Annotated in this window: 15 protein-coding genes; 11 read left to right on the top strand and 4 right to left on the bottom strand. The window is 64.8% G+C overall.

The window, feature by feature from the left end:
• Nucleotide 1 precedes the first annotated feature (1 nt).
• Nucleotides 2–799 (top strand): thiazole synthase, encoded by a 798-nt coding sequence (locus tag LRQ04_RS13620; protein ID WP_235520673.1) that lies wholly within the window; start codon nucleotides 2–4, stop codon nucleotides 797–799.
• Between the two features lie 57 nt (nucleotides 800–856).
• Here LRQ04_RS13620 and LRQ04_RS13615 read toward each other — a convergent pair whose 3' ends face one another.
• The 3 genes from LRQ04_RS13615 to LRQ04_RS13605 are packed head-to-tail and all read right to left on the bottom strand — an operon-like array spanning nucleotide 857 to nucleotide 2,206.
• Nucleotides 857–1,159 carry a hypothetical protein gene (locus tag LRQ04_RS13615; RefSeq protein ID WP_235520672.1) on the bottom strand — a complete coding sequence of 101 codons (303 nt, stop codon included), beginning with the start codon at nucleotides 1,157–1,159 and terminating at the stop codon, nucleotides 857–859.
• A gap of 37 nt (nucleotides 1,160–1,196) precedes the next feature.
• Complete coding sequence (locus LRQ04_RS13610) at nucleotides 1,197–1,421, bottom strand: DUF3107 domain-containing protein (protein ID WP_018776516.1); 225 nt, start codon at nucleotides 1,419–1,421, stop codon at nucleotides 1,197–1,199.
• A 50-nt stretch (nucleotides 1,422–1,471) separates the two neighbouring features.
• Nucleotides 1,472–2,206, bottom strand: coding sequence for a TetR/AcrR family transcriptional regulator (locus LRQ04_RS13605; protein WP_235520671.1), 735 nt, complete (start codon nucleotides 2,204–2,206; stop codon nucleotides 1,472–1,474).
• A 6-nt stretch (nucleotides 2,207–2,212) separates the two neighbouring features.
• Between LRQ04_RS13605 and moeB the strand changes: the two genes are divergently transcribed.
• Entirely contained in the window at nucleotides 2,213–3,415 is a 1,203-nt protein-coding gene (gene moeB, locus LRQ04_RS13600; protein WP_235520670.1) for a molybdopterin-synthase adenylyltransferase MoeB, read from the top strand.
• A gap of 38 nt (nucleotides 3,416–3,453) precedes the next feature.
• The gene (locus LRQ04_RS13595; RefSeq protein ID WP_235520669.1) at nucleotides 3,454–4,443 is read left to right on the top strand and encodes an SDR family NAD(P)-dependent oxidoreductase; all 990 of its coding nucleotides are present in this window, start codon (nucleotides 3,454–3,456) and stop codon (nucleotides 4,441–4,443) included.
• A 9-nt stretch (nucleotides 4,444–4,452) separates the two neighbouring features.
• On the opposite strand, the gene LRQ04_RS13590 is transcribed toward LRQ04_RS13595, so the two are convergent.
• Nucleotides 4,453–5,772 (bottom strand): glutamyl-tRNA reductase, encoded by a 1,320-nt coding sequence (locus tag LRQ04_RS13590; protein WP_235520668.1) that lies wholly within the window; start codon nucleotides 5,770–5,772, stop codon nucleotides 4,453–4,455.
• 158 nt (nucleotides 5,773–5,930) lie between these two features.
• Between LRQ04_RS13590 and hemE the strand changes: the two genes are divergently transcribed.
• The 8 genes from hemE to LRQ04_RS13550 all read left to right on the top strand — a co-directional run bounded on the left by hemE (nucleotide 5,931) and on the right by LRQ04_RS13550 (nucleotide 14,458).
• On the top strand, nucleotides 5,931–7,046 hold the full coding sequence (gene hemE, locus LRQ04_RS13585) for a uroporphyrinogen decarboxylase (RefSeq protein ID WP_235520667.1): 1,116 nt from the start codon (nucleotides 5,931–5,933) through the stop codon (nucleotides 7,044–7,046).
• A gap of 5 nt (nucleotides 7,047–7,051) precedes the next feature.
• On the top strand, nucleotides 7,052–8,551 hold the full coding sequence (gene hemG / locus LRQ04_RS13580; RefSeq protein ID WP_235520666.1) for a protoporphyrinogen oxidase: 1,500 nt from the start codon (nucleotides 7,052–7,054) through the stop codon (nucleotides 8,549–8,551).
• Between the two features lie 72 nt (nucleotides 8,552–8,623).
• Nucleotides 8,624–9,325, top strand: a complete 702-nt coding sequence (hemQ, locus tag LRQ04_RS13575) for a hydrogen peroxide-dependent heme synthase (protein WP_235520665.1) — start codon at nucleotides 8,624–8,626, stop codon at nucleotides 9,323–9,325.
• Nucleotides 9,322–10,545 (top strand): ferrochelatase, encoded by a 1,224-nt coding sequence (locus LRQ04_RS13570; RefSeq protein WP_235520664.1) that lies wholly within the window; start codon nucleotides 9,322–9,324, stop codon nucleotides 10,543–10,545. Before hemQ ends, LRQ04_RS13570 begins: the two co-directional genes overlap by 4 nt.
• On the top strand, nucleotides 10,542–11,540 hold the full coding sequence (gene hemC / locus LRQ04_RS13565) for a hydroxymethylbilane synthase (RefSeq protein WP_235520663.1): 999 nt from the start codon (nucleotides 10,542–10,544) through the stop codon (nucleotides 11,538–11,540). Before LRQ04_RS13570 ends, hemC begins: the two co-directional genes overlap by 4 nt.
• A 4-nt stretch (nucleotides 11,541–11,544) precedes the next feature.
• Nucleotides 11,545–12,402, top strand: coding sequence for a uroporphyrinogen-III synthase (locus LRQ04_RS13560; protein ID WP_235520662.1), 858 nt, complete (start codon nucleotides 11,545–11,547; stop codon nucleotides 12,400–12,402).
• A complete protein-coding gene (gene hemB, locus LRQ04_RS13555; RefSeq protein WP_235520661.1) occupies nucleotides 12,399–13,379 on the top strand; it encodes a porphobilinogen synthase in 981 nt (326 codons plus the stop codon). Before LRQ04_RS13560 ends, hemB begins: the two co-directional genes overlap by 4 nt.
• Nucleotides 13,379–14,458 carry an LLM class flavin-dependent oxidoreductase gene (locus tag LRQ04_RS13550; RefSeq protein WP_235520660.1) on the top strand — a complete coding sequence of 360 codons (1,080 nt, stop codon included), beginning with the start codon at nucleotides 13,379–13,381 and terminating at the stop codon, nucleotides 14,456–14,458. The genes hemB and LRQ04_RS13550 overlap by 1 nt, the downstream gene beginning before the upstream one ends.
• Nucleotides 14,459–14,498: the final 40 nt, after the last annotated feature.

Genomic DNA, 14,498 nt, shown 5'->3' with positions numbered 1-14,498 from the left:
AATGACCACAACAAGCACTGCCCCCAGCACCGACGCCTTGGTGATCGACGGCGTCGACTTTGGTTCGCGACTGATCATGGGAACAGGGGGTGCCCCGAGCCTGGACGGTTTGGGCGCTGCGCTCCTGGCCTCGGGTACGGAGCTGACCACCGTGGCCATGCGGCGCTATTCGCCAGCAGAAACCGGGTCTCTCTTCCAGCTCCTGGTGGACCACAACATCCGGGTGTTGCCCAACACGGCCGGCTGTTTCACGGCGAAGGACGCGGTGATGACCGCCGAACTTGCCCGCGAGGCGCTGGAGACCGATTGGGTGAAGCTGGAAGTCATCGCGGACGAGCACACACTCCTGCCCGATGCCGTGGAACTCGTCGATGCTACGGAGCAGCTGGTCAACCGCGGGTTCAAGGTCTTCGCTTACACCAATGATGATCCGGTCCTTGCCCTGCGGCTTGAAAACCTTGGCGCAACCGCAGTGATGCCGCTGGGCTCACCCATCGGGACAGGCCTGGGGATCCTGAACCCGCACAATATTGAGCTGATCGTGTCACGGGCATCGGTGCCCGTGGTGCTCGACGCCGGAATCGGAACCGCTTCCGATGCCGCGCTGGCCATGGAACTGGGTTGCGACGCCGTCCTGCTGGCTACCGCGGTGACGCGTGCGCAGAACCCGGTGCAGATGGGGGAGGCCTTCAAGCACGCTGTCATTGCCGGCCGTTTGGCCAGGCAGGCAGGACGGATTCCCCGGCGCGAACACGCCCTGGCATCCTCCGCGATGGAGGGACGCGCCGAGTTCCTTTAGGGCGTTAACCAGCGATGGCCATCACCCGCGGGTGATGGCCATCGCTGTAAGTGGCGCTTAGAGCCGGAGGGCCCTGGTGAGGGCCTCGGTATCGTGCTTGGTCCGGGTCCGGCCGAAGTACACCACAACCGCCGCGGCTGCCGCGGTTCCGATGACGATGGGGAGAACCCACGGAATCCAGGTGACCCCCGGTTGGTAACCCAAGCCCGCGCTGATGAAGGCAATCCAGCTCAGCGCCGCAACAGCGGTTGAAACGCCTACCGGAAGGGCGACGCCGTACCTGCCGTGCCGCTTGTCGTTGGCCCAGACAATGAAGCCCGTGGCAATGGCTGCAAGAACAACCGCGACGAGTGAAAGCATGAAGACTCCTTAGCGGACGACGGGTGGTGGGGGAATGCTAGAGCGCGCCGAAGCCCACGCGACGGACTTCCTCGGCGCCGATCTCCACATAGCCCAAAACGTTGCCAGGAACGATGACCTGGCGGCCCTTCTCATCCGTGAGGCGCAATTCCGAGCCCTTGGACACGGCCTCCGCCACGATCTTGGCTACGGCGTCGGCATCCAAAGCGGATTCGAGCACAATTTCGCGGCCAACGTTCTGAATGCCGATCTTTACTTCCACAGCAAGGCCTCCAAGCCAATCAAGTTTTGAATCAGTCCTCTATTTGTAGCTTAGGACTCTTTGGGGAATCGACTGATTCCGCGCCAAGCTAAACGATAGATCAGATCGCTGGCCACATCGAGGTCCAGGTTTCCGTCTGTCTCAAGCCAATACCGCGCGCTGACCTGCGCCATTCCGGCCAGGCCGCGGCCCAGGAGCTGCGCTTCCAGAGGCGGCAGCTTGGTGTCCTCGGCGATGACATGGGCCACGGCGTCCGCGAACGTCTTGTTGAACGTTTCCAGCCGGGAACTGACATCGGGGTCGTTGATGAGGTCCGACTCAAACACCAACCGGTGCGCTTGGTCGTCGTCGGCAATGAACCTGTAGTAGGCCCGCATGACCGCCTTGACGCGCTCTTTGTTGTCCGTTGTGGAGTTCAGGGCGCTCAGCATCAGGTCCGTCAGCGTCGCGAGATGGCTGTCCAGCAGGGCCATGTAGAGCTCGCGCTTCGACGGGAAGTGTTGGTACAGGACCGGCTTGCTCACATGTGCGGTCTCTGCGATTTCGTCCATGGCTGCGCCGTGGAACCCGTTGGCAACGAAGACTTCCAACGCTGCGTTGAGCAACTGTGCGCGGCGCTCGTCCCTTGGCAGCCTTGGCGATCGAGGCGAACCGCTCCGTTCCTGCTTCGCGGGTGCTCCATCGTTTGCCCGTGTGCCGTCAGCCACAGTCTGCCGCCTTTCCTTTGCAGTTATGACCACTTTACCGGTGGGTAATATGACCGGGCGGTATCTGCGGGCATACATTGGGGTATGGCCTCAATTGCTGCTGTCCGCACCACTGCGCCCGCCGTCCTTCCGCCCCTTGTGGAACCGGCCGCTGAACTTACTCCGGCCGAGGTGGAGCGGTACTCCCGGCACCTCATCATTCCGGAAATCGGCGCCGTGGGCCAACGCAGGCTTAAGAATGCCAGAGTCCTCGTCATAGGCGCCGGCGGGCTCGGTTCCCCGGCCCTGCTGTACTTGGCTGCAGCCGGTGTGGGAACTTTGGGCATCGTGGACGACGACTCTGTGGACCTCAGCAACCTTCAGCGCCAGGTCATCCACGGGGTGAAGGACGTGGGTACGCCCAAGATCGAGTCCGCACGCGACGCGATCGCCGAGCTCAACCCCTTGGTGAACGTGGTCCTGCACAATCTCCGCCTGGATTCTTCCAACGCCTTGGATTTGTTTGCCGATTATGATCTCATCCTTGACGGTGCTGACAACTTTGCCACGCGGTACCTCGTGAACGACGCCGCGGCCATCCTCGGCAAACCCTACGTGTGGGGCTCCATCTTCCGCTTCGACGGGCAAGTCAGCGTTTTCTGGGCCGAACACGGACCCACCTACAGGGACCTCTACCCCGAGGCGCCTCCGGCCGGCTCCGTGCCGTCGTGTGGCGAGGGCGGAGTGTTCGGCATGTTGTGCGCGGCTGTTGGATCGCTCATGGTGACCGAAGCCGTGAAGCTGATCACCGGCGTCGGGCGTTCCTTGCTGGGACGCGTGGCACTCTTTGACGCCTTGGGCGGCAGTTGGCGGGAAATCAAGGTGTCCAAGGATCCGGAAGCCGAACCCATCACCGAACTGACCGACTACGAGGCCTTCTGCGGCGTCACTCCCGTCGCAGCCACTGACCAGGACCACACCGTCACGGCCACCGAGCTGGCAGCGATGCTCGCCGAGCGGGCGTCGGGGGAGCGGGACTTCGAACTGGTGGATGTCCGTGAATCAGGCGAGCACAGCATTGTGAGCATTGATGGTTCCGTGCTGATCCCACAAGGCCGGATCCTGACCGGAGAGGCCTGGTCCCATCTGCCGCAGGACAAGGACATAGTGTTCCACTGCAAGGCCGGAACGCGCTCGGCGGCGGTCCTGGATGCCGCGCAGAAGGCGGGCTATACGCGCGTCAGCCACCTCGACGGCGGTATCCTCGCCTGGGTGCGTGACGTGGAACCCCAAAAGCCCGTTTACTGAGCGTTGCCCGTTCCGGCCGTTATCTGTAAAGCTCAACCATGAGCGAAGAACGGGCAGAGACCCAGCAACACCCTATTGGTTCCGGTTTTGGACACGGTTCCACGGCCCGGGAGGTCATCGACGGGATCGACCTCTCCGGAAAATCGGCGATCGTCACGGGCGGGTATTCGGGGCTTGGCCTGGAGACCGTGCGGGCACTGGCCTCCGCAGGCGCCTCCGTGACCGTCCCCGCACGACGCGTGGAACATGCCAAGGAAGTGCTTGCCGCGGCCGGCCTCGGCGACGCCGTCACAGTGGAAGAAATGGACCTGGCTGACCAGGACAGCATCAAAGCATTCGCCCAGCGGTATTTGGCCGGGCACAGTTCCTTGGACATCCTGATCAACAACGCCGCCATCATGGCCAGCCCGGAACAACGGGTAGGTCCTGGCTGGGAGGCGCAGTTCGCAACCAACCACTTGGGGCACTACACCCTGGTTAATGCTTTGTGGCCGGCCCTTGCCTCCTCGGGGGATGCCCGCGTCATCTCCCTCTCATCCACCGGCCACAAGTTGTCGCCGATCAGGTTCGACGACGTCAACTTTGACGGCGGCTACGACAAGTGGCGCGCCTACGGCCAGGCAAAAACGGCAAACGCGCTCTTCGCCGTGGAATTGGACCGCCTGGGCAAGGACTCCGGAGTCCGCGCCTTCGCTGTTCATCCTGGTGGCATCATGACAGAGCTTCAACGTCATTTGCCCAAGGAAGAGATGGTCGCAGCGGGATGGATGGATGCGGAGGGTAACGTCCGCGAAGGATTCAAGACGCCGGAGCAAGGCGCTGCTACCTCGGTGTGGGCTGCGACTTCCCGGGCCCTGTTAGGTATGGGCGGTGTCTACTGTGAAGACTGCGACGTTGCCAAGCCCACGGACAAGGAATCGCCGTTGGCGAGGTATCAGGGGGTGGACGCGCACGCCATCGACAAGGCGGACGCCGCCAGGCTTTGGGAATTGTCTGCGAAGCTGACAGGAGTCAACGCTTTCGCCTAGCAGGCGGTGTCAGGCGCTTTCGGAGCGGAGTTGCCCGTGATCCACAGGGCACTCCGCGGCCGGGGCCGCTGCCGGTTGCTCAACCTGGATGCCGTACAGCGCCTCAAGTGCTGCGACGTACTCCTCCTGCTGGCCGTTGGCGGCCAGTTCACGGGCCCTGACGGTAGGGATGTGGAGGAGCTGCTTGACCATCCGGCGCAAGGCGAATTCGACTTCCTCCGCTGCGGCCGTGCAACCGTGGCGGGCACGGACCTTCTCCATCTCAGCGTCCAACACGTTCATGGTGTGCCGGCGCAGCGCCACAATGGCCGAATCCACGGAGCGTGCCTCACGCTCGGACTCAAAGGAAGAGGCCGCGCCGGTGACGATCGCACTGGCCTGGGACAACGACTCTGCCTGTTCCTGGGGTGCAGCGAGCCGGACGGATTCAAGCGTGAGGAGTTCAACGCCGTCGAGTTCGCCGACCGCGGGGTCGAAATCATGGGTCAGGGCGAGGTCGATCGCAATCAAGGGCTTATTGGACTGTGCCCGGACGCGCGTAAGGTCCGCTGCTTCGACTCGGTTGTCCGAACCGCTGCAACCGATCATGACGTCAGCTGCTGCGACAGCAGCGGGGAGCGTTTCGGCGTCGAGCGCTGTACCCCCGCGGGTGGCTACGAAAGCCTCGGCACGGCCGGAGGAAGAATAGACGGAGATCGCGGTGCAGCCGCGTTCGCGCAGGAGTGACATGGTGGCACCCGCATAGGCGCCGGTGCCGAAAACTACGACGTTCTTGGTGGACCAGTCATCGTTCTCGGCGAGGTCGGTGGCGAGGTCCAAAGCAACGGAGACAATCGACAGGCCGCGTGAGCCCAGCGCCGTCTGCGCGCCGACGTCCTTGGCGGTTTTGGAAGCTGCCTGGAAAAGCCGGACCAATCCGGAGCTCGCCGTGCCTTCCTGCTGGGCAGTGATCAGGGCGCGGCGGACCTGGCCCGCGATTTCGCGCTCACCCACCACTGCCGAGTCCAGCCCGGCGCTCACGGCGAAGAGGTGCCTGGTGACGTCCGGGCCGGTGTGGGTCGCAAAGGAGCGGGAGACGAGTTGCTCGTTCAGGCCGCTCAGTTCGCTGATCTGGGACACCAGGGCAGAGCGGGCCGCTTCGATGTCATCGCCGTTGCCTGTTTCGCCGTAAATCTCGTAGCGGTTGCAAGTGGCAAGCACCACCGCACCGGAAACTACGGGCGAATCCGTGAGGGCCGCGGAGGCAAGCTCGGAGGAACCGTTGCTCAACTGAGCGACAGTTTCAAGGTCGATGTCGGCGTGTGTAGCCACCAATGAGAAAAGAACCACAGCAACCCCATCATAGCTTTTTCGTAGCCCGGTAGAACAATATGGCGCCGTGGTGATCCACACGCGGATGCGTGATCCCCGCCACAGCGGCTCCTTTTGGGCCTGACGTGACAGCTTGTCGTTATCTTTTGCCCCGGATTTTCGGCACAATCAAAGGCATGACTTCTAGCTCGGCAGCATCCCAGAGTACGGCCTCCAACGCCCCGGCGGGAGCCCTCGGCCCCAACCACCCGCTGAAGGACGGCCGTACCTCGGACTCGCCGCTGATCACGGCATACCGTGGCGGCAAGCCGTCGCGGCGGCCGGTGTGGTTCATGCGCCAGGCCGGCCGTTCCCTTCCTGAGTACCTCAAGGTCCGCGAAGGCGTTGCCATGCTGGACTCGTGCCTGCGTCCTGAACTCGCCGCCGAGATCACGCTGCAGCCCGTCCGGCGCCACGAGGTCGATGCCGCCATCTTTTTCTCGGACATCGTCATTCCCTTGAAGCTGGCGGGCGTTGGCGTGGATATCGTGCCCGGCGTGGGGCCGGTCCTGGACAAGCCCGTCCGCACGGCTGCCGATGTCGCCGCTCTTCCCACCCTGACCTGGGAGGCCCTGGAGCCAATCCGTGAGGCCGTTCGCCTGACAGTGGCTGAGCTTGGAAAGACTCCGTTGATCGGCTTCGCAGGTGCCCCGTTTACCCTCGCTGCGTACATGGTTGAGGGCAAGCCTTCCCGGGACCACCTCGGCCCGCGGACCATGATGCATGCCGACCCTGAGACCTGGAACGCGCTGGCAAACTGGGCCGCCGATACGTCGGGAATGTTCCTCCAGGCGCAGCTGGAAGCCGGAGCCTCGGCCGCGCAGCTCTTTGACTCCTGGGCAGGCTCCCTGGGCCTTGCCGACTACACCAAGTACGTAGCACCGGCCTCCGCCCGCGCACTGGACCATGTCCGGGACCTCGGTGCTCCGTTGATCCACTTCGGCACCGGCACGTCCGAACTCCTGGTTGCCATGCGCGACGTCGGGGTGGACGTGGTGGGCGTGGACTACCGGCTTCCCCTTGATGAAGCGAACCGTCGCCTTGGCGGGGCCGTTCCGTTGCAGGGCAACATCGATCCCGCACTGCTGTCCGCGCCCTGGGACATCCTGGAGGCGCATGTCCGCGAAGTTATCGCAGCCGGCGCGCATGCCCCGGGGCACGTCCTGAACCTGGGCCACGGCGTCCCACCGGAAACGGATCCGACTGTCCTGACCCGCGTCGTGGAACTCATCCACTCGATTCCGGCAGAGTAGGGCTCATGCGCGGCGGACATCCAACGCCCACAGCCCGTCCCGCAGGACCACGTGCCGTGGTGGTGGGCGGTGGCATTTCAGGGCTCCTTGCTGCGCGGGAACTTGCCATGGCCGGCATGCCGGTCACGGTCCTCGAGGCCACCGGCGCCTGGGGTGGTTGCGTGGGCAGCCATGTCGTCGCAGGGCTCCAACTGGACAGCGGCGCAGAGTCATATGCCACGAGGTCTTCGGCGGTAGCCGACCTCGCCAGGGAGCTCGGACTCGGCGACAGGATCGTAGCCCCGCACCCCGGTGGTGCCTGGGTGCAGCTGCCGGACGGCCCGCAGGAGTTGCCCAAGACCGGAGTCCTCGGCATACCAGCCAACCCCTGGGACCCGGAGGTCCGGCGTTCACTGGGCTTCCTCGGTGCCGTGCGCGCCTCCTGGGACCGGTGGTTGCCGGCGTCGGTGGGTACGTCCTCGGACGTGACAAGTGTTGCCTCCCTTGTGCGGACCCGGATGGGCAGGAAAGTCCTGGAACGCCTTGTTTCCCCAGTGGTGGGCGGTGTCCATTCCGCCGACCCCGCGCTCCTGGACGTGGACATGGTTGCGCCGGGGCTCCGGGCCGGAATCCGAACGCACGGTTCCTTGTCGGCGGCCGTCGCAGCCCAGCGCAAAGTTGCTGCCGTCCCGGCCGGCGACAATGCGTCAGCCCGGAAAACAGGCTCTGGGCTTGCCAAGGCGGGTTCCGCCGTCGCCGGTTTGGCAGGCGGCATGAACACCCTGGTGACCGCCTTGGTGGCCGACCTCCGCGGGCGGGGTGTGGACCTGCTCACCGGAACTGCGGCGACGGACGTCGTCAAGACTTCGACCGGTTGGCGTGTCACCGCCGGTGATTCCACGTACGACGCCGGCCACCTGGTGGTTGCGCTGGACGGCCCGGCGGCTGTGGGCCTGTTGGAGAAGTCGCTGCCGGCATTGTCCGACCTGCGTCCGGCGCCAGGGCCCTTGGTGAGCCTGGTGACGATGGTGGTTGACGTGCCAGAACTTGATCGGCGACCCCGCGGAACCGGCATCCTCGTGGCGCCACAGACCCCGGGGATCACAGCGAAGGCGCTGACGCACGCCACGGCTAAATGGGATTGGCTTGCCGGGGAAGCCGGTCCTGGAACCCACGTGCTGCGGCTGTCCTATGGTCGCCGCGAGGATGCGGGTGGATCCCCGGATGTGGTCCTGGATGACGAATCCCTCCTTTCCGCGGCCTTGGCCGATGCCTCGCAGTTGTTGACGGTGCCGGTATCCCGGGCGGATGTTGTGGATTGGGATGTGGTGCGCTGGGCAGGTGCCCTGCCGTTCGCCGCCGTCGGTCATAAACAGCGCGTGGCGCACGTCCGTGAGGTATGCGCCGCTGCGGAGGGGCTGACGGTTGTCGGAGGGTGGTTGGCAGGCAACGGCTTGGCCGCGGTCGTGTCGGATACCCGGAAGCAACTCAGCGAGGCAATCAAGCGCGGGCCCGCCACTGTGTGATTTGCATCACTTCTACGCCCTGTAGAACTGATCCGTTTCGACTTAGCGCCATGCACGGGGCAAACTTGAACCATGAGCCACACTTCTGCCGAATCTGTCACTAAAACTGCTGGAACCGACGAGCAGTTCTTCACGCTTTGGACCGTCTTCAAGCGCTCGGCCGACGTCCTGCGCAGCGGCGATGCTGCCCAGGAATTCGAAGCCCTGATCGAAACGCTCGCCGACGGCGGCGTGGTCCTCCGCGGTAGCTATGACGTGTCGGCGATGCGCTCGGACGCCGACATCATGGTGTGGCTCCACGGCGCCAAGCCCGAGGACCTGCAGTCCGCCGTCCGCTCCATCCGCCGCAGCAAACTGTTCGCAGGAACGGAAATTGTCTGGTCCGCCATGGGCGTGCACCGCGAGGCCGAGTTCGCCAAGAGCCACGTGCCCGCCTACGCGCGTGGCGTCGAGCCCAGCACGTGGCTCTGTGTCTACCCGTTCGTCCGCTCCTACGAGTGGTACATCCTGCCGGCCGAAGAGCGCGGCGCCATGCTCCGCGAACACGGTTTGCTGGGCCGCGAATTCCCGCAGGTCATCTCCAACACCGTCTCCTCCTTCGCGCTGGGGGACTGGGAATGGATCCTTGGACTTGAGGCACCGGAACTGGTGGACCTGGTCGACCTGATGCGCCACCTGCGCGACAGCGAAGCCCGCAACCACGTCCGTGAAGAAATCCCGTTCTACACCGGCCGTCGCATCAGCGCCGCCGAGATTGCTGAGGTCCTGGCATGAGTGAGTTCCCCCTTTCCACCGAACCGAACAGCGTCACCGAGCGCGGCCGCCAGGAACCCAAGAACTACGACGCAGTTTTGCTGGCGTCCTTTGGTGGACCCGAAGGCCAGGAGGACGTCATCCCCTTCCTGCGCAACGTCACCCGTGGCCGTGGCATCCCCGACGAACGCCTGGAAGAGGTGTCGCACCACTACCGCGCGTTTGGTGGCATCAGCCCTATCAACCAGCAGAACCGTGAGTTGAAGGCTGCGATCGAAGCCGAGCTGGCACAGCGCGGAATCGAGCTGCCCGTCCTGTGGGGCAACCGGAACTGGGACCCGTACATCGCCCCCGTCCTGCAGGATGCATACGACGCCGGCCACCGCCGGATCCTGATGCTCACCACCAGCATCTACTCCTGTTACTCCAGCTGCCGCCAGTACCGCGAAGACATCGGCGTTGCGCTGACCGAAACCGGCCTGGACGGCAAGCTCGAGGTGGACAAGATCCGCCAGTACTTCGACCACCCTGGTGTGGTTCAGCCCTTCCTTGAGGGGACAGCCGCCGGGCTTGAAGAGATCCGGGGCAAGCTGGCTGCTGCCGGCGAAACCGACCCGGACTCGAAGACCCGTGTCCTGTTCGCTACCCACTCCATTCCCACCCGCGATGCCGAGGCCGCCGGCCGTTCAGACGACGAGCCGCGCGAGTTCGCTGAAGGATCTGCCTACGCAGCCCAGCACCTTGCCAACGCCAAGGCCATCATGGATACCGTGGCACCCAACGTCGCATGGGATCTGGTGTACCAGTCGCGCTCGGGCGCACCGCACATTCCCTGGCTGGAGCCGGACATCAACGACCACCTCGAGGAAATCGCTCCTGAAGGTGTCAAGGGCGTTGTCATTGTTCCCCTCGGTTTCGTCAGCGATCACATGGAAGTTGCCTGGGACCTCGACACTGAGGCGCTGGAAACGAGCCAGAACCTCAACATCGAGGCCACTCGCGTTCCCACGCCGGGCACGCATGCAGCCTTTGTTTCCGGTCTCGTGGACCTGATCTGCGAACGTACCGTGGATAACAACATCGCCGATCGTCCGCATGTCACCGACCTCGGACCGTGGTACGACGTGTGCCGTCCCAACTGCTGCGAGAACTTCCGCGGTGCCAAGCCTGTCATCGCCGAAGTCGGTACCCGCGTCGGCATCGGCCACGACGCGTACGCCGCGTCGGAGGCCGCCAAGTGACCGTCCGCATCGGCACCAGGGCCAGCAAGCTGGCCCTGACCCAGACGCAGCAGACTGCCGACAAGTTGGCTGCTGTCGGCGGTTTCCCGGTAGACCTCGTGCACATCCGGACCGAGGGCGACGTCAAGACAGGTTCCCTCTCCCAGATGGGCGGCACAGGCGTGTTCGTCGCGGCGCTCCGTGATGCGCTGCTGGCCGACACCTGCGATGTCGCCGTGCATTCCTTGAAGGACCTGCCCACAGGGGCGGCCCTTGGCCTGAGTATCGCTGCGACGCCAAAGCGCGTCGACGTCCGGGATGTCCTCTGCGCGCGCGACGGCATGACGCTCGCGGAACTGCCGGGTGGCGCGCAGGTGGGCACCGGCTCGCCCCGCCGTGCAGCCCAGCTTCGGGCCGCGCGGCCGGACATCGAGGTCCTCGATATCCGGGGCAACGTTGACACCCGCCTTGGCAGGGTCCCGGGGCTTCCGGGAAACACCACGTCCGAGGTTGTTCCCGGTAAGTCATGCGACCTGGACGCCGTGGTGCTCGCCGCTGCCGGCCTGGAGCGGATGGGCCGGCTGGACACCGTCAGCGAGTTCTTCGAAACCAGCGTCATGTTGCCGGCACCTGGGCAAGGGGCGTTGGCCATCGAATGCCGCACGGAGGATGCTCCCAACCAGGCAGGCACGACGGAGGGCTCCAACGGTGTGTTGGCGCAGGCCCTGGCCGCGCTGGACGACGACGACACCCGCCTTGCGGTGACAGCTGAGCGTGCGGTCCTTGCCAGGCTCGAGGCCGGCTGCGCGGCTCCCGTAGGTGCCTTCGCCTTCCGCAAGGGGAGCATGCTTCACCTCGAAGCTGCCGTCTGCTCCGTGGACGGGACCAAGACCGTGCGCGAGAAAAAGGCCACCGACGGCCTCACTGAGGTGGGAGCCACCCTGCTGGGCATCGAGGTTGCCGAGCTGTTGCTCGCCGCCGGCGCGGCGGAGATTGCGGATCTTGCCGCATCCTAAGCCCTTGGAAGCACAAACCTTGGCCGGCCGGCGCGTCCTGGTTACCAGGACCGCCGACCGCGCCCAGGCTTTGGCTTCACTCCTCACCGGAGCCGGTGCGGAGCCACTGGTTCTTCCACTGATCGATTTCGAACGGGCCCAAGACCAGTCCCCGTTGGATGAGGGCATTGACCGGCTTTCCGCGGGCGGATTCGACTGGCTGGTCGTCAGCAGCATCACCACGGTACGTGTCCTGCTGGAAAAGGCTGCCGAACGCGGTGTCACCCTTGCTCATCTGGTCCCCGCCGGGACCAGGGTGGCCACCGTGGGCGAGTCGACCAGGCGCGCGCTGGAGTCCGTTGGACTCACAGTTGCGCTGGCGCCCGTCGAGGCACAGTCGGCAGATGGCCTCCTTGAGCTCTGGACAGCGGCACCCGGCCAGGTCTTCCTGCCCCAAGCAGATATTGCCGCGCCGGGCCTCCGTGAAGGCCTTGCAGCGAAGGGCGCCGACGTTACTGCCGTGACCGCCTACCACACCGTTGATTTCCCGGCCCACACCGGGCGCCGCCTGACAGCGGAGCTGCCGTCCGCCGTCGTGGTTGAAGACCAAGCACCGCGGATCATGAGTCCGGCAGAAGCGCGGGAGGCCCTGGACGCCGGGACCATGGACGCCGTGGTGCTCGCCTCGCCCAGTGGCGCACGGCGCATCGCCAGGGACTTTCCGGGATTGGGCCGCTGCCAGGTCATCGCGATTGGACGTCCGACGGCGGCTGCGGCCTCCCAGCTCGGACTCGCCGTGGCTGCCACGGCCAAAGAACCAACACCGGACGGCATCGTGGCCGCACTGGTATCTGTTTTCGCCAACGAAGGGAACCCGCAATGAGCTTTCCAAACCATCGTCCCCGCCGCTTGCGCACAACTCCCGCCATGCGCAGGCTGACCGCCGAGAACCGGCTGGCCCCCGCAGACCTGATCCTCCCGGCATTCATCCGGGAGGGCCTCACCGAACCGAGCCCCATCAGCTCCATGCCGGGCGTCGTCCAGCACACCACCGACTCCCTGAAGCGTGCTGCCGCCGAGGCCGTGCAGCTGGGAGTGGGCGGCATCATGCTGTTCGGCGTACCCGCGGTCCGGGACGCGCAGGGCACTGCATCCCTTGACCCTGACGGTGTCCTGAACAAGGCAATCCGCGACGTCAAAGCCGAAGTCGGTGACGACCTGGTGATCATGGGCGACGTGTGCCTGGACGAATTCACCGACCACGGCCACTGCGGTGTACTGGACGCCGAGGGCTACGTGGACAATGACGCCACGTTGGAAATCTACGGCAAGATGGCAGTGGCCCAAGCAGATGCCGGCGCGCACGTCCTGGGCCCTTCGGGAATGATGGACGGCCAGATCGCCGTCATCAGGCAGGCCCTGGAGGAATCCGGCCACAAGAACACCGCGGTCCTGGCGTACGCCGCAAAATATGCTTCCGCTTTCTACGGCCCGTTCCGTGAGGCCGTTGATTCCCAGCTGAAGGGTGACCGCCGGACCTACCAAATGGACGCGGCCAACCGTCGCGAAGCCATCCTCGAAGTTGAGTTGGACTTGGAGGAAGGGGCGGACATGGTCATGGTCAAGCCGGCCATGAGCTACCTGGACATCCTTGCCGACGTCGCCGCCATGAGCCCGGTACCCGTCTCGGCCTACCAAATCTCAGGCGAGTACGCCATGATCGAAGCGGCTGCGGCCAACGGCTGGATCGACCGGCGTGGTGCCATCACCGAGTCCGTGTTGGGGATCAAACGGGCCGGCGCCGATACCGTACTGACCTACTGGGCCTCCGAACTGGCAGGCTGGCTTAAGGAGTCCTGATGACCTCTGTTTCCTCCGACCCCACAGCACCGGTAGCTTCTGACCAGATCCTGCTCGGGCTGAACACCTTCGGCGATGCGGGACTCGACGCCGACGGAAATCCCAAGGAGCATGCCCAAGTCCTGCGGGAGCTGTTGGAAGAAGCCAAACTCGCAGACTCCGTCGGTCTCCATGCCTTCGGCGTCGGTGAGCACCATCGTCGGGACTTTGCCGTGTCCGCGCCGGAAGTTTTCCTCGCCGCGGCAGCGGCTGTGACGTCCCGGATCCGCCTCGGCTCGGCTGTCACGGTGCTGAGCTCGGACGATCCCATCAGGGTGTTCCAACGCTTCTCCACCGTTGACGCGATATCGAACGGCAGGGCCGAGGTGATGCTCGGACGGGGTTCGTTCGTGGAGTCCTTCCCGCTGTTCGGCCTTGACCTGGCCGATTACGAGGTCCTCTTCGAGGAAAAGCTTGAGCTCTTCGACAAAGTGCGCGCGCAGAAGCCGGTCCATTGGGAAGGCCGTACCCGCCCCAACGTCAGCGGGCTCCAGGTCTACCCGAAGCTGCAGCACCATCTGTTGCCCGCCTGGATCGGAGTAGGCGGAACCCCTGAGTCTGTACTGCGCTGTGCCGAATACGGATACCCGATCATCTTCGCCATTATCGGCGGAGAACCCCGCCGCTTTGCGCCCTTGGTGAATCTGTACCGCGAGGCCATGGGCAAGTACGGCCACCCGATGCGCCAGATAGCGACACACTCACCGGGTTTCATCGCCGATACCGACGAGGACGCCCGCGAAGAACTCTTCCCGCACTGGCTTGAACAGCGCAACAGAATCGGCGCCGAGCGTGGCTGGGGACCCGGCAACCGGGGTGAGTTCGATGCGATGTGCGGTCCCGAAGGCGCCCTCTATGTGGGCTCTCCGGAAACCGTGGCGCAGAAGATCGCGCTCCTGAAGCGGAACCTCGGGGTTGACCGCTTCGACCTCAAATACAGCAATGGGACCCTGCCGCACCAATCCATGATGCGCTGCATCGAGCTTTACGGCACACAGGTGGCCCCGCGGGTCGCCGAGCTGCTTGCCGCGGCCCCGTAGGCTACGGCCCTGCCGCTGATGAATCACTGAAAGAATAGGA

Source organism: Paenarthrobacter sp. AR 02 (assembly GCF_021538675.1).
In the GTDB taxonomy this organism is placed as follows: domain Bacteria; phylum Actinomycetota; class Actinomycetes; order Actinomycetales; family Micrococcaceae; genus Arthrobacter.
This window is presented reverse-complemented; position numbering and strand designations above follow the sequence as displayed.